The sequence below is a fragment of the Diaphorobacter sp. J5-51 genome (assembly GCF_001023515.1).
Taxonomy (GTDB): domain Bacteria; phylum Pseudomonadota; class Gammaproteobacteria; order Burkholderiales; family Burkholderiaceae_C; genus Diaphorobacter; species Diaphorobacter nitroreducens.
Window position 1 is genome coordinate 74,535 of the sequence record NZ_JSYI01000015.1, and the last position, 13,293, is coordinate 87,827.

At 65.0% G+C, this 13,293-nt stretch carries 21 protein-coding genes; 3 read left to right on the forward strand and 18 right to left on the reverse strand.

Annotation, left to right across the window (positions count from 1 at the left end):
- Positions 1–48: 48 nt before the first annotated feature.
- From ptsP to OX89_RS02015, 5 genes are read right to left on the reverse strand one after another with little or no spacing between them, the layout of a single operon-like run.
- Positions 49–1,818 (reverse strand): phosphoenolpyruvate--protein phosphotransferase, encoded by a 1,770-nt coding sequence (gene ptsP / locus OX89_RS01995; protein ID WP_047349363.1) that lies wholly within the window; start codon positions 1,816–1,818, stop codon positions 49–51.
- Positions 1,819–1,836: 18 nt separating this feature from the next.
- Positions 1,837–2,106 carry an HPr family phosphocarrier protein gene (locus OX89_RS02000; RefSeq protein WP_011803760.1) on the reverse strand — a complete coding sequence of 90 codons (270 nt, stop codon included), beginning with the start codon at positions 2,104–2,106 and terminating at the stop codon, positions 1,837–1,839.
- Positions 2,075–2,524, reverse strand: coding sequence for a PTS sugar transporter subunit IIA (locus OX89_RS02005; RefSeq protein WP_047349364.1), 450 nt, complete (start codon positions 2,522–2,524; stop codon positions 2,075–2,077). The genes OX89_RS02000 and OX89_RS02005 overlap by 32 nt, the downstream gene beginning before the upstream one ends.
- Positions 2,521–3,759, reverse strand: a complete 1,239-nt coding sequence (locus tag OX89_RS02010) for an MFS transporter (RefSeq protein ID WP_047349365.1) — start codon at positions 3,757–3,759, stop codon at positions 2,521–2,523. The genes OX89_RS02005 and OX89_RS02010 overlap by 4 nt, the downstream gene beginning before the upstream one ends.
- The gene (locus OX89_RS02015; protein WP_047349366.1) at positions 3,756–4,319 is read right to left on the reverse strand and encodes a hypothetical protein; all 564 of its coding nucleotides are present in this window, start codon (positions 4,317–4,319) and stop codon (positions 3,756–3,758) included. Before OX89_RS02015 ends, OX89_RS02010 begins: the two co-directional genes overlap by 4 nt.
- A gap of 253 nt (positions 4,320–4,572) precedes the next feature.
- On the opposite strand from OX89_RS02015, the gene OX89_RS02020 reads away from it, so the two are divergent.
- On the forward strand, positions 4,573–5,076 hold the full coding sequence (locus tag OX89_RS02020) for a TlpA disulfide reductase family protein (RefSeq protein WP_011803756.1): 504 nt from the start codon (positions 4,573–4,575) through the stop codon (positions 5,074–5,076).
- A 96-nt stretch (positions 5,077–5,172) separates the two neighbouring features.
- On the opposite strand, the gene OX89_RS02025 is transcribed toward OX89_RS02020, so the two are convergent.
- The gene (locus OX89_RS02025; RefSeq protein ID WP_011803755.1) at positions 5,173–5,634 is read right to left on the reverse strand and encodes a cytochrome c; all 462 of its coding nucleotides are present in this window, start codon (positions 5,632–5,634) and stop codon (positions 5,173–5,175) included.
- A gap of 180 nt (positions 5,635–5,814) precedes the next feature.
- On the opposite strand from OX89_RS02025, the gene OX89_RS02030 reads away from it, so the two are divergent.
- Together OX89_RS02030 and OX89_RS02035 are read left to right on the forward strand one after the other, a co-directional pair.
- A complete protein-coding gene (locus tag OX89_RS02030) occupies positions 5,815–6,483 on the forward strand; it encodes a cytochrome b/b6 domain-containing protein (RefSeq protein WP_011803754.1) in 669 nt (222 codons plus the stop codon).
- A gap of 41 nt (positions 6,484–6,524) precedes the next feature.
- Positions 6,525–7,040, forward strand: a complete 516-nt coding sequence (locus tag OX89_RS02035) for a GNAT family N-acetyltransferase (protein WP_011803753.1) — start codon at positions 6,525–6,527, stop codon at positions 7,038–7,040.
- Positions 7,041–7,183: 143 nt separating this feature from the next.
- Here the strand turns inward: OX89_RS02035 and OX89_RS02040 are convergent, their stop codons facing one another.
- The 12 genes from OX89_RS02040 to rpsJ all read right to left on the reverse strand — a co-directional run bounded on the left by OX89_RS02040 (position 7,184) and on the right by rpsJ (position 13,222).
- Entirely contained in the window at positions 7,184–7,690 is a 507-nt protein-coding gene (locus tag OX89_RS02040) for a peroxiredoxin (RefSeq protein ID WP_041835851.1), read from the reverse strand.
- A 114-nt stretch (positions 7,691–7,804) separates the two neighbouring features.
- On the reverse strand, positions 7,805–8,074 hold the full coding sequence (gene rpsQ / locus OX89_RS02045; RefSeq protein WP_011803751.1) for a 30S ribosomal protein S17: 270 nt from the start codon (positions 8,072–8,074) through the stop codon (positions 7,805–7,807).
- A 9-nt stretch (positions 8,075–8,083) separates the two neighbouring features.
- Positions 8,084–8,281 (reverse strand): 50S ribosomal protein L29, encoded by a 198-nt coding sequence (gene rpmC, locus OX89_RS02050; RefSeq protein ID WP_011803750.1) that lies wholly within the window; start codon positions 8,279–8,281, stop codon positions 8,084–8,086.
- A 12-nt stretch (positions 8,282–8,293) separates the two neighbouring features.
- Positions 8,294–8,710 (reverse strand): 50S ribosomal protein L16, encoded by a 417-nt coding sequence (gene rplP, locus OX89_RS02055; protein ID WP_011803749.1) that lies wholly within the window; start codon positions 8,708–8,710, stop codon positions 8,294–8,296.
- 2 nt (positions 8,711–8,712) lie between these two features.
- Positions 8,713–9,579 (reverse strand): 30S ribosomal protein S3, encoded by an 867-nt coding sequence (rpsC, locus tag OX89_RS02060; RefSeq protein ID WP_047349367.1) that lies wholly within the window; start codon positions 9,577–9,579, stop codon positions 8,713–8,715.
- Between the two features lie 16 nt (positions 9,580–9,595).
- Entirely contained in the window at positions 9,596–9,928 is a 333-nt protein-coding gene (gene rplV / locus OX89_RS02065) for a 50S ribosomal protein L22 (protein WP_011803747.1), read from the reverse strand.
- Positions 9,929–9,937: 9 nt separating this feature from the next.
- Complete coding sequence (gene rpsS, locus OX89_RS02070) at positions 9,938–10,216, reverse strand: 30S ribosomal protein S19 (protein ID WP_047349368.1); 279 nt, start codon at positions 10,214–10,216, stop codon at positions 9,938–9,940.
- Between the two features lie 10 nt (positions 10,217–10,226).
- The gene (rplB, locus tag OX89_RS02075) at positions 10,227–11,051 is read right to left on the reverse strand and encodes a 50S ribosomal protein L2 (protein WP_047349369.1); all 825 of its coding nucleotides are present in this window, start codon (positions 11,049–11,051) and stop codon (positions 10,227–10,229) included.
- A 3-nt stretch (positions 11,052–11,054) separates the two neighbouring features.
- Complete coding sequence (gene rplW / locus OX89_RS02080; RefSeq protein ID WP_047349370.1) at positions 11,055–11,369, reverse strand: 50S ribosomal protein L23; 315 nt, start codon at positions 11,367–11,369, stop codon at positions 11,055–11,057.
- Positions 11,366–11,986 carry a 50S ribosomal protein L4 gene (rplD, locus tag OX89_RS02085; protein ID WP_047349371.1) on the reverse strand — a complete coding sequence of 207 codons (621 nt, stop codon included), beginning with the start codon at positions 11,984–11,986 and terminating at the stop codon, positions 11,366–11,368. Before rplD ends, rplW begins: the two co-directional genes overlap by 4 nt.
- Positions 11,986–12,660, reverse strand: a complete 675-nt coding sequence (rplC, locus tag OX89_RS02090; protein WP_047349372.1) for a 50S ribosomal protein L3 — start codon at positions 12,658–12,660, stop codon at positions 11,986–11,988. Before rplC ends, rplD begins: the two co-directional genes overlap by 1 nt.
- A 250-nt stretch (positions 12,661–12,910) precedes the next feature.
- Entirely contained in the window at positions 12,911–13,222 is a 312-nt protein-coding gene (gene rpsJ / locus OX89_RS02095; RefSeq protein WP_003059431.1) for a 30S ribosomal protein S10, read from the reverse strand.
- Between the last annotated feature and the right edge of the window lie 71 nt (positions 13,223–13,293).

The window sequence follows — 13,293 nt, forward strand, 5'->3', positions numbered from 1 at the left end:
CTCCAGGCCAATACTGACAAGCGCCAGCAGCTATTATCTAAATAGCGATCAGGGCGCTTGCAACGACGCAGCCGGATCGTCCGCATCCAACAGCTGCTGCGCCCACTCGCCCAGCTTGCGCGCGTCGGCGCGCAGCACCTCCTGCTTGACGGCCAGGATCTGCGCCGGCTGCATCGAGAAGCTGCGCAGGCCCAGGCCCAGCAGCAGCCGGGTCATGGCGACATCGCCCGCCATCTCGCCGCACACGCTCACGCTCTTGCCCTGGCGCGCGCCCTCCGCGATCACGTCGGCCACCAGCCGCAGCACGGCCGGGTGCAGCGGGTCGTACAGGTGGGCCACGGCCTCGTCCGCGCGGTCGATGGCCAGCGCGTACTGGATCAGGTCGTTGGTGCCGATCGAGAGAAAGTCGAAGTAGCGCAGGAACTGGCGCACCATGAGCGCCGCAGCCGGCACCTCGATCATGGCGCCCAGCTGCACCGCACCGTAGGCAGCGCCGCGTGCGTCCAGCTCGGCGCGCGCCAGGTCCACCTGGGCCAGCGTCTGCCGGATCTCGCTCACATGCGCGAGCATGGGGAACAGCAGCCGCACCGGGCCGTGTGCCGCCGCGCGCAACACCGCGCGCAGCTGGGTGCGGAACATGGCCGGATCGGCCAGGCTCCAGCGGATGGCGCGCAGGCCCAGCGCCGGGTTGAGCGAACTGTCCTTGTACCCCTTGTCCAGCGGCTTGTCGGCGCCCACATCGACGGTGCGGATGGTCACGGGCAGGCCCTGCATGCCCTCCACCGCCTCGCGGTAGGCGCGGTACTGCTCCTCCTCGTCCGGCAGGCGGCCGCTGCGGCCCATGAACAAAAATTCGCTGCGAAACAGCCCCACGCCCGCCGCGCCCGCGCGCAACGCGGCACCCGCATCACCGGGCTGCTCGATGTTGGCCAGCAGCTCAATGGCCTGTGCATCCAGCGTGACGGCCGGCGTGTGGCGCAGCCGCATGAGGCGCTCGCGCTCCAGCGTGATCTGGCGCTGGCGAAAGCCGTATTCCGCCAGGATGATCGGCGTGGGGTCGACGATGACCACGCCGGCATCGCCGTCGATGATGACCCAGTCGTCCTGTCGCACCAACTGGCTGGCGCTGCGCGCACCCACCACGGCGGGGATGTCCATGCTGCGCGCCACGATGGCCGTGTGGCTGGTCTTGCCCCCCACGTCGGTCACGAAGCCGGCGAACACACTCTGCTTGAACTGCAGCATGTCGGCCGGCGACAGGTCGTGCGCCACCAGCACCAGCGGCGCATCGGCCGCGCCGCCCAGCAGGAACTCCGCCTCCGCACCCGCCTCGGCCTGGCGGCGCGGGGCGGAGGGCGGCGGCGCGACGGGGCTGGCCACGCCGCGCATGTGGCGCAGGATGCGCTCCACCACCTGCTCCAGGTCGGCCTTGCGCTCGCGCAGGTAGTCGTCCTCCATTTCGTCGAACTGGCGGCTGATGATCTCCAGCTGCGTGGTCAGCGCCCACTCGGCGTTGTAGAGGCGGTCGGTGATCCAGTGCTTGACGCCGTTGACCAGCATCTCGTCCTGCAGCAGCATCAGGTGCACGTCCAGCAGCGCGGCCAGCTCGGGCGGCGCGTCGTGCGGCATGTCGGCCTGCAGGCGCTGCAGCTCCTCGGCCACCGCGTCCCGTCCGCGGCGCGCACGCAGGATCTCGGCCTCAACCTGGCCGGGCTCGATGAAGTAGTGCACCACCTCCATGCGGCTGGATACCGCGAGCACCGCCCGCCCGATGGCGATGCCGCGCGCGACAGCCAGACCGTGGATGGAGAAGGTCATGCGTGCCTCGCCTGCGGTTTATTCGCCCTCGCCGAACTTGCCATCGATGAGCGCGACAAGCGCATCCATGGCTTCCTGCTCCTGCGCACCATCGGTCTCGATCTCGACCTCGGACCCCATGCCCGCCGCCAGCATCATCACCCCCATGATGCTCTTGGCATTGATGCGGCGCTCTCCCTTGCGCATCCAGACGTCGCAGGGAAAACTGCCCGCCATCTTGGTGAGCTTGGCGGAGGCGCGGGCATGCAGGCCCAGCTTATTGCTGATGGTGATGTTCTTCTTGATCATGAGACGGACGTCGGTTTTGATTCTGCGGCGCAGCCGCGCCCACCTGCATCACGCCCTGCGTGCCACCCACGAGGGCGCGTGCCACCAGCGCATCCAGCGGCTCGCTACGGTAGCTCACGGCGCGCAGCAGCATGGGCAGGTTCACGCCCGCCACCAGGCGGGACTGCAGGCCGTCCACCAGCCGCTGGGCCACGTTGCAGGGCGTGGCGCCGAACAGGTCGCTCAGCACCAGCACCGAGGCCTCGCCCTGCTGCTCCATCAGCGCGCGGGCGGCCGACAGCGTGGCCTCGGGGGCCTCATGGGGCGGCACGTCCAGCGCCAGCACCTCCTGCCAGCAGTCGGGGAACACGTGCAGCGCGCATTCACGCAGCGCATGGGCCAAAGGGGCGTGGGCGATGATGAGAATGCGCGTATTCATGGGGTACTGCAGTGCAGTGCATTATCACCGTGCCCGCGCCGCGCCATGAACCATGCATAGGCCCCCGCCGTGCAGGCCAGGTGCAGCGCCATGGCGGCCCGGTAGGCGCGCGCCATGTCCAGCCCGGCAGCCACGAACGCGTCCACCGCCAGGCCAATACCCCATTGCACGGCAAACACCCCCGCAAAGATCACCAGGTTGTACGCCGACAGCGCGCGCCCCGCCAGCGCCTGCGGGAACGCCAATGCCACCGCGGGCTGCGACAGCGCCACGCTGGTGCATGACACGCAATACAGCGCCCAGGCCGCGGCGCCCGCACGTCCGCCCGCCAACACAATGCCCGCCAGCACCAGCAGCGACAGCGGCAAACTCGCGGCCATCACCGGGTCGGCCCCGCCCACGCGACGCAGCAACCACGGGCTGGCCATGCCCCAGGTCCAGAAGGTGAGCAGCATGCTCACATTGATCCAGAACAGTCCGGTGGCGGCCTGCAACGGCGTATAGCCGGCCACGTGCTGCATCCAGGGCGCGGCCCACAGCGTCTGCACCGCGACCATGCCGCCATAGCAGAAGAAGCCCAGCGGCGCCGTGCGCAGGAAGTACGGATGGCGCCACACCTGTGCATAGCCCGTTTCTACGCCTGCTCCCGACTCTGCCGGCGCCTGCGGCCAGCGCGGCACGCCCAGCGCCAGCAGCGCCATGGCCAGCACGATGAGCGCCGCCAGCCCCCAGAACAACGGGCGCCACCCTGCCAGTGGCAGCAGCCACTGCACCGGCAGCGTGGACGCCACCATGCCCAGCGAACCGGTCATCAGCATCCAGGAGTTGGCGCGTAGCTGCGCACCGGGCTCCAGCCAACGCCGGAATCCCGTGAGCGGAGCCATCAGGCAGGCGCTGACGCCCGCGCCGCACAGCATGCGCCCCGCAAGCAGCCCCGAGAAGCCCGTGGCCCAGGAGAACACCAGGCACCCGGCCACCGCCACGCCCAGAAAGCCGAGCAGCACCGTGCGCGGGCCGTGGCGGTCCAGCCACCGGCCCAGCGGCAGTTGCGTGAGCGCGAAACCCAGGAAGTAGCCACCCGCCAGCAGCCCCAGGTCGCGCGCGTGCAACTGGAACTCGGCCTCCAGTGTGGGCGCCAGAGTGGCGGTGATCGCGCGCAGCAGCGCCGAGATGAAGTAGGTGAACGCAAAGGCCAGGAAGACGACCACGGCCGTGCGCCGCGTGAGCACGCTCATGGCTGCAGCGCCAGGCTGGCGAAGAAGGTGTCAGCCGCCGTGGCCGTCGTGCGGCGCGGCGCATAGACCGCCGCGTGGTACAGACGTGCCTGGCCGCCCTCAATGCGCGCGAACCACACGGCATCGACGGTGACGGCCGAGCCGCCGGGCGCCTGGCCCTGCGCCTGCAGCCGCACCGACTGCGGCACAGCCAGCGCGCGCGTGGGCACGAAGGCGACGGGTGCAGCCGGCTGCGAAGCGCGCATGCCGGCCTGTACGGCCGCCTGCCAGCGCGCCAGCATCGCCCCGGCCAGCGCCGCTTCGGCCAGCGGCATGTGGGATACGGCGAAGGTGGCGCCATCGGCCTCGCAGCCAACCATGGCGAGCGGCACGGCACCCGTGCCCAGGTCCACGGGCCGGCTCGCATACTCGGGCTTGCAGGGCAGCGTCAGCGCCAGGCCGGCGTCGGGCAAGGTGACGCTGCGCCAATTCAGCGCAGGGCTGCAGGCGGCCAGCGCCAGCATGCTGGCCGCGAAGGCCAGGGTCAGGAGACGGCGCGCGCCGGCAGGAGCAAGGGTCATGTGCCTGATTATTCCCAGCGCCGCCCTGGCTGGCTGCTGGCGGTTGCCCCTCTAGACGGCGCACGGTATGGACCCCAGGGCTTTACGCTGGCGCAAACCGCGCGCTCGCGGCCGGCCGTCTGGTGAACTTACCGCCTTGCAGGCAATCCCATGGTGGCGAGTGCTGGAACGCCCCGCGCGGCACAATCCCGTACCTATCGCGTCAAACACACGAACGGCCACCCGAACGGCGGCCCACACGGAGTACCTGGTTATGCAGATCAAGAAATGGCTGGCGGCGGGCGCCCTGGTGGCGGGCGCTGCCGTGGGCGCCGTGGTGGTGCTGGGCTCTGGCACGTCCCAGGCACCGCAGTCCACGTTCGTTCTGCTCGACGGTTCGCAACAGACCACCGCCGACCTCAAGGGCAAGGTGGCGCTGGTGAACTTCTGGGCCACCAGCTGCACCACCTGCGTGGCGGAGATGCCCGAGATCGTCGCGACCTACGACAAGTACAAAGGCCAGGGCTTCGAGACGCTGGCCGTGGCCATGAGCTACGACCCGCCGAGCTACGTGGTCAACTTCACCGAAACGCGCAAGCTGCCGTTCAAGGTGGCCATCGACAACACCGGCGCCGTGGCCAAGGCCTGGGGCGACGTGAAGCTCACCCCCACCACGTACATCGTCAACAAGCGCGGAGAGATCGTGAAGAGCTACATCGGCGCACCCGATTTCGAGGAGCTGCACAAGCTCATCGAACGCCTGCTGGCCGAAGCCTGAGGCACCTTTCTTCAGAAAAAAAGGCCGAGTTCCTGAACGAAATCGGCCTTTCGCGCTTATGCAGCAAGCGCTAGCAGCTACTAGTTCAATAGCGCATCAACGTGCGCGGTAGGCGTCGTGGCACGCCTTGCAGGAATTGGCCGCCGGGCCGAACGCGGCCTTCAGGTTGTCCAGGCTGCCCGTCTTGGCGGCGGCGGCCAGCTTGGCGGCCTCGGCCTGGAACTTGTCGGCATGCTCCTGGAACTTGGCCTGTTCGGTCCACACGCCGGGCTTGGCCTTGGTGGGAGCGCCCTTGTCCGTGCCGGGGCCGAAGCCGGCCCACGGCAAAGCGGCCAGGGCGGCGACGGTATCGGCATTCTCTTGCGCAGCCTTCGCGTCGAACGGCACGCGGCCATTGGCCATTGCGCCGATGCGGCCGAAATGCTGTCCTATCACGAACAGCGCACCCTGGCGGTACTTGATGGCATCTTCTGGCTTGGCGAACTGGGCAGCGGCGGGCAGCGACACCAGCGTGGCGGCTGCTGCGGTGGCGGCAAGAGCGAGGGCTTTGATTGGCATGGAATGCACCTTGTCGTGGGGAAGGGAATGGCTGCGGCGACGGCTGGACGCCCTGCGCCGGCGCGCAGTATGGCGCGGCCGCGTGACGCCATGGCCGCAAGCGCCCGAAGGGCAGTCGGATATAGCCCGACGGGGGCACGCTGGGCACAATAGCCGCGTCCTCCGCTCCCCCGCTTCGCCATGCCGCACACCGTACGCATCTGGGATTTGCCGACCCGGCTGTTCCACTGGTCGCTCGCCGTGACCACCGTCGCCCTGGTCGTCACCGCCAAGCTGGGCGGCAACGCCATGCAGTGGCATCTGCGGCTGGGCTACGTGATGCTGGCGCTGCTGGCCTTTCGCCTGGCCTGGGGCCTGGTGGGCGGACGCTGGTCGCGTTTTGCGAGCTTCCTACCCACACCCGCGCGCCTGCGCAGCCACTTCGCCAACCAGGAAGGCAAGGTGACCAGCCCCGGCCATTCGCCGCTGGGCGCACTGTCGGTCTTTGCCCTGCTGGCGGTGCTGCTGGCCCAGGTAGGCACCGGCCTGCTGAGCGACGACGAGATCGCCTTCGCCGGTCCGCTCACGCGTTTCGTTTCTGGCGAGTGGGTATCGCAGGCCACTTGGTATCACAAGGACGTGGGCCAATTCCTGCTGTTGGGGCTCGTCGCGCTGCACCTGGCGGCGATTGTTTTCTATACCCTGGTGCGCCGTCAGGCCCTGGTGGGCCCCATGGTGCACGGCGATCGTCAACTGCCCGGGGCCACACCCGCGTCGCGCGACGATGCGCTCAGCCGCGCAGGGGCGGCCCTTGTGGCGGCTCTGAGCGCGCTGCTGGCCTGGTGGGTCGCCAGCCTGGGGGCTTTTTGAGTGCCCACAGCGGTGCGGCTACACTGGCCCCTGCCTTTTTCATGCCGGATTCTTTCTGCACAGTGGACCATTCCCCTGACATTACGCTGCTGAGCCCCGCCCTGCCCCACGAGATGCACGTGGTGCGCGACATCTTCCAGGAATATGCCGACACCCTGGACGTGGACCTGTCGTTCCAGAACTTTGCGCAGGAACTCGCCACCCTGCCGGGCGAATACGCGCCGCCGCGCGGCCATATCCTGTTGGCCGAAGTGGAGGGCAGCATTGCCGGGTGCTGCGCCCTGCGGCCGCTGGACACCGCTGACTACCCCAACGCCTGCGAGATGAAGCGCCTGTACGTGCGCAAGGCGTTCCGCGGCTTCGGCCTGGGGCGGCAGTTGGCCGAGGCCATGCTGGACCAGGCGCGGCAGGCCGGCTATGCCTGCGTGTTGCTGGACACGCTGGACGGCATGGAATCGGCGCGTGCGCTGTATTCCGAACTGGGCTTCGAGGAAATACCGCCGTATTACCACAACCCCCTGCCGGGTTCGCACTACCTGAAAGCGGAAATTTACTAACCTTTTGGGCCTCTAGCGCTTATCAGGAAAGCGTTAATAGCTATTCAAATAATAGCAAAGCCACCCGCATCTCGCGACGGGGCGGCGTTTCGCCTGCGGCGTGGTGCCAGCACCGGAGCCCTCCGATGCCAGCACCAGCAGCCTCAGCCCTTGGCCTGGCCGAGCAGCGTAGCGGCGTCGCTCACCTCGAACTTGCCCGGCGCCTCGACGTTCAGGGCAACCACCTTGCCGTCCTTGACCAGCATGGAATAGCGGTTGCTGCGCAGGCCCAGGCCCTTGCCGTTCAAGTCCAGCGTCAGACCGGTGGCCTTGGCGAAGGCGGCGTCGCCGTCCGCCAGCATGCGCACCTTGCCATCGGTCTTCTGGTCGCGCGCCCACGCGCCCATCACGAAGGCATCGTTCACCGACAGGCACCAGATCTCGTCCACGCCGGCAGCCTTCAGGGCGCCCGCCTGCTCCACGTAGCCGGGAACGTGCTTGGCCGAGCAGGTGGGTGTGAAGGCGCCCGGCACCGCGAACAGCGCAATCGTCTTGCCCGCGGCGGCCTTTTGCACATCCACCGGGTTCGGGCCGAGGCTGCAGCCATTGCCCTCGACTTCCGAGTACTCCATCAGTGTGATGGCGGGCAGCGTGTCGCCGACTTGGATCATGAGAATCTCCTTGCTGGGTTGGAGGGCCCCGGCAGGATCTGCGGGCCCCAAAAAGAAAAACGACCCACATTGTGGGTCGTTTCTCGGAGGCGCGCAGACGGCGTCTGCGAAGGCTTAGAGCAGCCCGGCCTTTTGCACCAGGCGTGTGGCCACCCAGTTCTTGGTCTTGGAGAGCGGACGGCTCTCCGTGATCTCGATGGTGTCGCCCATCTTGTACTCGCCATTCTCATCATGGGCGTGGTACTTGCTCGACTTGATCATGATCTTGTCGTAGATGGGGTGCTTCACACGGCGCTCGACCAGCACGGTCACGGTCTTTGCACGCTTGTCGCTGACCACCTTGCCAACCAAGGTGCGCTTGAGGGATTTTTTAGCTTCCGTCATGTCGGCTCCTTACTTGGCGGCTTGCTTTTCAGCAAGAATGGTCTTGGCGCGGGCGATGTCGCGGCGCGTGGCCTTCAGCGTGGCGGTGTTGCCCAGCTGTTGCGTGGCCTTTTGCATGCGCAGGCCGAAATGGGCCTTTTGCAGCGATTTGATTTCGGCTTCCAGGCCGGCCACGTCTTTTTGGCGGAGTTCAGCAGATTTCGTCATGTTGATTTCTCCTTAGGCGCCAATCTGACGGGCAACGAACGTGGTGCGCAGCGGCAGCTTGGCGGCAGCCAGGCGGAACGCTTCGCGGGCCAGTTCTTCGGGCACGCCAACGATCTCGAACACCACCTTGCCGGGCTGAATCTCAGCCACGTAGTACTCGGGGTTGCCCTTACCGTTACCCATACGCACTTCAGCGGGCTTGGTAGAGATCGGCTTGTCGGGGAACACGCGGATCCAGATTCGGCCACCACGCTTGACGTGGCGGGAGATCGCACGGCGTGCGGCCTCGATCTGGCGGGCCGTCAGACGGCCACGGTCCGTGCACTTCAGACCGAAGTCACCGAAAGCCACCGAATTGCCACGCGTGGCAACGCCGGTGTTGCGGCCTTTTTGCTCCTTACGGAACTTGCGGCGAGCAGGTTGCAGCATGTTTATTCTCCTTTACCGTCCGCCGCTGCGGCAGCGGGCGCGCTCTTGACGCGCTTAACGGAATCGCCACCAGCGCCGGCAGGCTTGTCGCTACCGTCGGCAGGGGCTGCATTGGTGCCCATCGGGCGGCGGCCGCCACGGCCAGCACCGGCGCGGTCGCCTGGGCGGCCATCGCGGCGCGGGCCACGGGGACGGCGCTCTTCTTCAGGGCGCGGCGTCTCGGCGGCGGGCAGATCGTTGCGGCCCAGCGTGTCGCCCTTGTAGACCCACACCTTCACGCCGATCACACCATAGGTGGTCTTGGCTTCGGAGGTGCCGTAGTCGATGTCGGCGCGCAGGGTGTGCAGCGGCACACGGCCTTCGCGGTACCACTCGGTACGGGCGATTTCGATACCGTTCAGACGGCCCGAGGACATGATCTTGATGCCCTGGGCGCCCAGGCGCATCGCGTTCTGCATGGCGCGCTTCATAGCGCGGCGGAACAGGATGCGCTTTTCCAGCTGCTGGGTGATCGAGTCGGCGATCAGCTTGGCATCGATTTCGGGCTTGCGCACTTCTTCGATGTTCACGGCGACAGGCACGCCCAGGCGGGTTGCGAGTTCCTTCTTCAGGTTCTCGATGTCCTCGCCCTTCTTGCCGATCACCACGCCGGGACGTGCCGAGAAGATCGTGATACGGGCGTTCTTGGCAGGACGCTCGATCAGGATGCGCGACACAGCGGCGTTCTTCAGCTTGGCCTTCAGGTACTCGCGCACCTTGATGTCTTCGGCCAGCATGCCGGCGAAGTCGCGGTTGCTGGCATACCAGCGGCTGGCCCAGTTGCGGCTTACAGCAAGGCGGAAGCCGGTAGGATGGATTTTCTGTCCCATATTCTTCCTTTAGGCCTCAGTTACCCACGGTCACGTAGATGTGGCACGTGGGCTTGCTGATGCGGTTGCCGCGACCCTTGGCGCGCGCGGTGAAGCGCTTGAGCGTGGTGCCTTGCTCGACGAAGATGGTCTTGACCTTCAGGTCGTCGATGTCGGCGCCGTCGTTGTGCTCGGCGTTGGCGATGGCGGACTCCAGCACCTTCTTGACGATCACGGCAGCTTTTTTCTGCGTGAAGGCCAGGATGTTCAGGGCTTGGTCCACTTTCTTGCCGCGGATCAGGTCAGCGACCAGGCGACCCTTGTCCACCGACAGACGGACGCCCCGGAGGACTGCACGTGTTTCAGACATGGTCGTTCCTTATTTCTTCTGGACTTTTTTGTCCGCGGGGTGACCCTTGAAGGTGCGCGTCAGGGCGAATTCACCCAGCTTGTGGCCCACCATCTGGTCGGTGACATACACCGGGACGTGCTGCTTGCCGTTGTGCACGGCAATGGTCAGACCGATGAAATCGGGCAGAACCATGGAGCGACGCGACCAGGTCTTGACTGGCTTCTTGTCCTTGGTGGCAATGGCTTTTTCAACCTTGGCCAGCAAGTGATGGTCAACAAACGGACCCTTTTTGAGAGAACGAGTCATTTGCTACCCCTTACTTCTTGCGACGCGACACAATCATGACTTGTGTGCGTTTGTTATTACGGGTGCGGTAGCCCTTGGTCAGGTTGCCCCATGGGTCAACAGCATGACGGCCCTCGCCGGTACGACCTTCACCACCACCGTGCGGGTGGTCAATCGGGTTCATGGCAACGCCACGCACCGTGGGACGAATACCCATCCAGCGCTTCACACCGGCCTTGCCCAACTGGCGCAGGCTGTGCTCTTCGTTGGCAACTTCACCGATGGTGGCGCGGCATTCGATGTGGATCTTGCGCACTTCACCCGAGCGCATACGCACCTGGGCGTACACGCCTTCACGGGCCAGCAGCGTGGCCGACGTACCTGCGGAGCGAGCAATCTGCGCACCGGCACCGGGCTTGAGCTCGATGCAGTGAATGGTCGAACCCACCGGAATGTTGCGGATCGGCAGCGTGTTGCCCACACGGATCGGGGCTTCGGAGCCGCTGACAATCGTGGCGCCCACTTCCAGGTTACGCGGAGCAATGATGTAGCGACGCTCGCCGTCGGCGTAGCACACCAGAGCGATGTGGGCCGTGCGGTTCGGGTCGTACTCGATACGTTCCACCTTGGCGGGGATAGCGTCCTTGTTGCGACGGAAGTCCACCACGCGATAGTGGTGCTTGTGACCACCGCCCTTGTGGCGCGTGGTGATGTGACCGTTGTTGTTGCGGCCGGCTTTCTGGAACTGTGGCTCCAGCAGGGCTGCGAACGCCTCACCCTTGTACAGGTGGTCACGCGAGATCTTCACCGCGCCACGCTGGCCCGGGGAAGTGGGTTTGATCTTGATAACGGCCATGGTTTACGCAGCCTCCCCGGACAGGTTCAGCTCTTGACCTTCCTTCAGCAGCACATAGGCCTTGCGCACGTTGTCGCGGCGGCCCATGCTCTTGCCAAAGCGCTTGGTCTTGCCTTTGGTGTTCACCACAGAAACGCCCTTCACTTCCACCTTGAACATGAGTTCCACGGCGGCCTTGATCTCGGGCTTGGTTGCGTTCTGCAGCACCTTGAACGTCACAGCGTTGGACTTCTCGGCAACCATGGTGGCCTTCTCGGACACGATGGGAGCAACCAACACTTGCATCAGACGACCTTCGTCAAACTTGAGCGTGCTCATGCGAACATCTCCTTGAGTTTGTCGATCGCGCCCTTGGTGACGAGCACTTTCTTGTAGTGCACCAGCGACACGGGATCTGCATAACGCGGCTCGGTCACGAACACGTTCTTCAGATTGCGCGATGCCAGATACAGGTTTTCATCGACCTCATCAGCGATCACCATCACCGATTGCAGGTTCATGGCCTTGAACTTGTCAGCCAGAACCTTGGTCTTGGGCGTGTCAATCTTCAAAGACTCCACCACAGCCAAGCGACCTTCGCGGGCCAGCTGCGACAGAATGGACGCCATACCGGCGCGGTACATCTTCTTGTTGATCTTGTGCGAGAAGTTTTCTTCAGGCAGGTTCGGGAAGATGCGACCGCCCCCGCGCCACAGTGGCGAAGAGGTCATACCGGCACGTGCATTGCCAGTACCCTTTTGCTTGAAAGGCTTTTTGGTCGAGTGACGGACCTGCTCGCGATCCTTCTGGGCACGGGTACCCTGGCGAGCATTGGCCTTGTAGGCCACGACGATCTGATGGATCAGGTCTTCGTTGTATTGACGATCGAACACGGTCTCGGGGACTTCCACTTTGGAAGCTGCCTGGCCTTGTTCATTCAGGAGTTCGAGCTGCATTAGTTCGCTCCTTTGGAAGCTGGCGCCTTGATGGCCGGACGCACCGTAACGAACCCACCCTTGGATCCAGGAACAGCGCCCTTGATCAAGAGCAGTTGACGCGCTTCGTCGATGCGAATCACGTCGAGGTTTTGCGTAGTGACGGTGACATCACCCATGTGACCCGTCATCTTCTTGCCCGGGAACACGCGACCCGGATCCTGCGCCATCGAGATGGAGCCAGGAACATTGTGCGAACGGCTGTTACCGTGCGATGCGCGCTGCGAACTGAAGTTGTGACGCTTGATCGTGCCAGCAAAGCCTTTACCAATCGAAGTGCCTTGCACATCGACCTTCTGGCCCACGCTGAACACATCCGTCACGGGCACGGTGCTGCCTGCGGCGTATTTGCCAGCGGCTTCAGCGGTCACGCGGAATTCACGGATGATTTCACCGGCTTCGACACCAGCCTTGGCGAGGTGGCCAGCTTCAGGCTTGGTCACGCGAGATGCCTTGCGCGAACCGAACGTGACCTGCAGGGACACGTAGCCATCGTTCTCTTGGGTTTTCACCTGGGTCACACGGTTGTTGGACACATCCACCACCGTGACGGGCACTGCGTCCCCGTCATCGGTGAACAGACGCATCATGCCCACCTTGCGGCCCAGCAACCCGAGGGAGTTGCTCAGACTCATTGGTTGTTCTCCAAAACTTCCGCCGCCCCGACTTCAATTGGCCAGAACGTTTGCACGACGGGCGCTGGCCTCGACGGCTTGCACCTATGTGCGCGAAAGAAGGTTGATAAAACTCCGCATCACGCATCCAAAATTGGACGCAAAAACGCGAAGCCGCAAAGTATAACGCGGACTGCTTTTACAAGCAAGTCCGCGTTGGGGGTGCCCGGTCCTCAGCGAGGACCGGGACGAAGCAAGCAACAGGAAGGGATTACTGGAGCTTGATTTCGACGTCCACGCCAGCCGGCAAGTCCAGCTTCATCAGGGCGTCCACCGTCTTGTCCGTGGGATCGACGATGTCCATCAGGCGCTGGTGCGTGCGGATTTCGAACTGGTCGCGGCTGGTCTTGTTGACGTGCGGCGAACGCAGGATGTCGAAGCGCTTCATGCGCGTCGGCAGGGGCACGGGGCCCTTGACGATGGCGCCGGTACGCTTGGCGGTGTCAACGATCTCGGCTGCAGACTGATCGATCAGCTTGTAGTCGAATGCCTTCAGGCGGATGCGGATCTTTTGCTTGGACATTGTGTATTCCTTCAGTGCTTTGCTGGATTACGCAATGATCTTGGCAACGACGCCGGCGCCCACGGTACGGC

Bases quoted from the DNA above. Each gene is read 5' to 3' on its own strand.
- ptsP (WP_047349363.1), bottom strand. From the start codon at position 1,818: ATGACCTTCTCCATCCACGGTCTGGCTGTCGCGCGCGGCATCGCCATC.
- OX89_RS02000 (WP_011803760.1), bottom strand. From the start codon at position 2,106: ATGATCAAGAAGAACATCACCATCAGCAATAAGCTGGGCCTGCATGCC.
- OX89_RS02005 (WP_047349364.1), bottom strand. From the start codon at position 2,524: ATGAATACGCGCATTCTCATCATCGCCCACGCCCCTTTGGCCCATGCG.
- OX89_RS02010 (WP_047349365.1), bottom strand. From the start codon at position 3,759: ATGAGCGTGCTCACGCGGCGCACGGCCGTGGTCGTCTTCCTGGCCTTT.
- OX89_RS02015 (WP_047349366.1), bottom strand. From the start codon at position 4,319: ATGACCCTTGCTCCTGCCGGCGCGCGCCGTCTCCTGACCCTGGCCTTC.
- OX89_RS02020 (WP_011803756.1), top strand. From the start codon at position 4,573: ATGCAGATCAAGAAATGGCTGGCGGCGGGCGCCCTGGTGGCGGGCGCT.
- OX89_RS02025 (WP_011803755.1), bottom strand. From the start codon at position 5,634: ATGCCAATCAAAGCCCTCGCTCTTGCCGCCACCGCAGCAGCCGCCACG.
- OX89_RS02030 (WP_011803754.1), top strand. From the start codon at position 5,815: ATGCCGCACACCGTACGCATCTGGGATTTGCCGACCCGGCTGTTCCAC.
- OX89_RS02035 (WP_011803753.1), top strand. From the start codon at position 6,525: ATGCCGGATTCTTTCTGCACAGTGGACCATTCCCCTGACATTACGCTG.
- OX89_RS02040 (WP_041835851.1), bottom strand. From the start codon at position 7,690: ATGATCCAAGTCGGCGACACGCTGCCCGCCATCACACTGATGGAGTAC.
- rpsQ (WP_011803751.1), bottom strand. From the start codon at position 8,074: ATGACGGAAGCTAAAAAATCCCTCAAGCGCACCTTGGTTGGCAAGGTG.
- rpmC (WP_011803750.1), bottom strand. From the start codon at position 8,281: ATGACGAAATCTGCTGAACTCCGCCAAAAAGACGTGGCCGGCCTGGAA.
- rplP (WP_011803749.1), bottom strand. From the start codon at position 8,710: ATGCTGCAACCTGCTCGCCGCAAGTTCCGTAAGGAGCAAAAAGGCCGC.
- rpsC (WP_047349367.1), bottom strand. From the start codon at position 9,579: ATGGGACAGAAAATCCATCCTACCGGCTTCCGCCTTGCTGTAAGCCGC.
- rplV (WP_011803747.1), bottom strand. From the start codon at position 9,928: ATGTCTGAAACACGTGCAGTCCTCCGGGGCGTCCGTCTGTCGGTGGAC.
- rpsS (WP_047349368.1), bottom strand. From the start codon at position 10,216: ATGACTCGTTCTCTCAAAAAGGGTCCGTTTGTTGACCATCACTTGCTG.
- rplB (WP_047349369.1), bottom strand. From the start codon at position 11,051: ATGGCCGTTATCAAGATCAAACCCACTTCCCCGGGCCAGCGTGGCGCG.
- rplW (WP_047349370.1), bottom strand. From the start codon at position 11,369: ATGAGCACGCTCAAGTTTGACGAAGGTCGTCTGATGCAAGTGTTGGTT.
- rplD (WP_047349371.1), bottom strand. From the start codon at position 11,986: ATGCAGCTCGAACTCCTGAATGAACAAGGCCAGGCAGCTTCCAAAGTG.
- rplC (WP_047349372.1), bottom strand. From the start codon at position 12,660: ATGAGTCTGAGCAACTCCCTCGGGTTGCTGGGCCGCAAGGTGGGCATG.
- rpsJ (WP_003059431.1), bottom strand. From the start codon at position 13,222: ATGTCCAAGCAAAAGATCCGCATCCGCCTGAAGGCATTCGACTACAAG.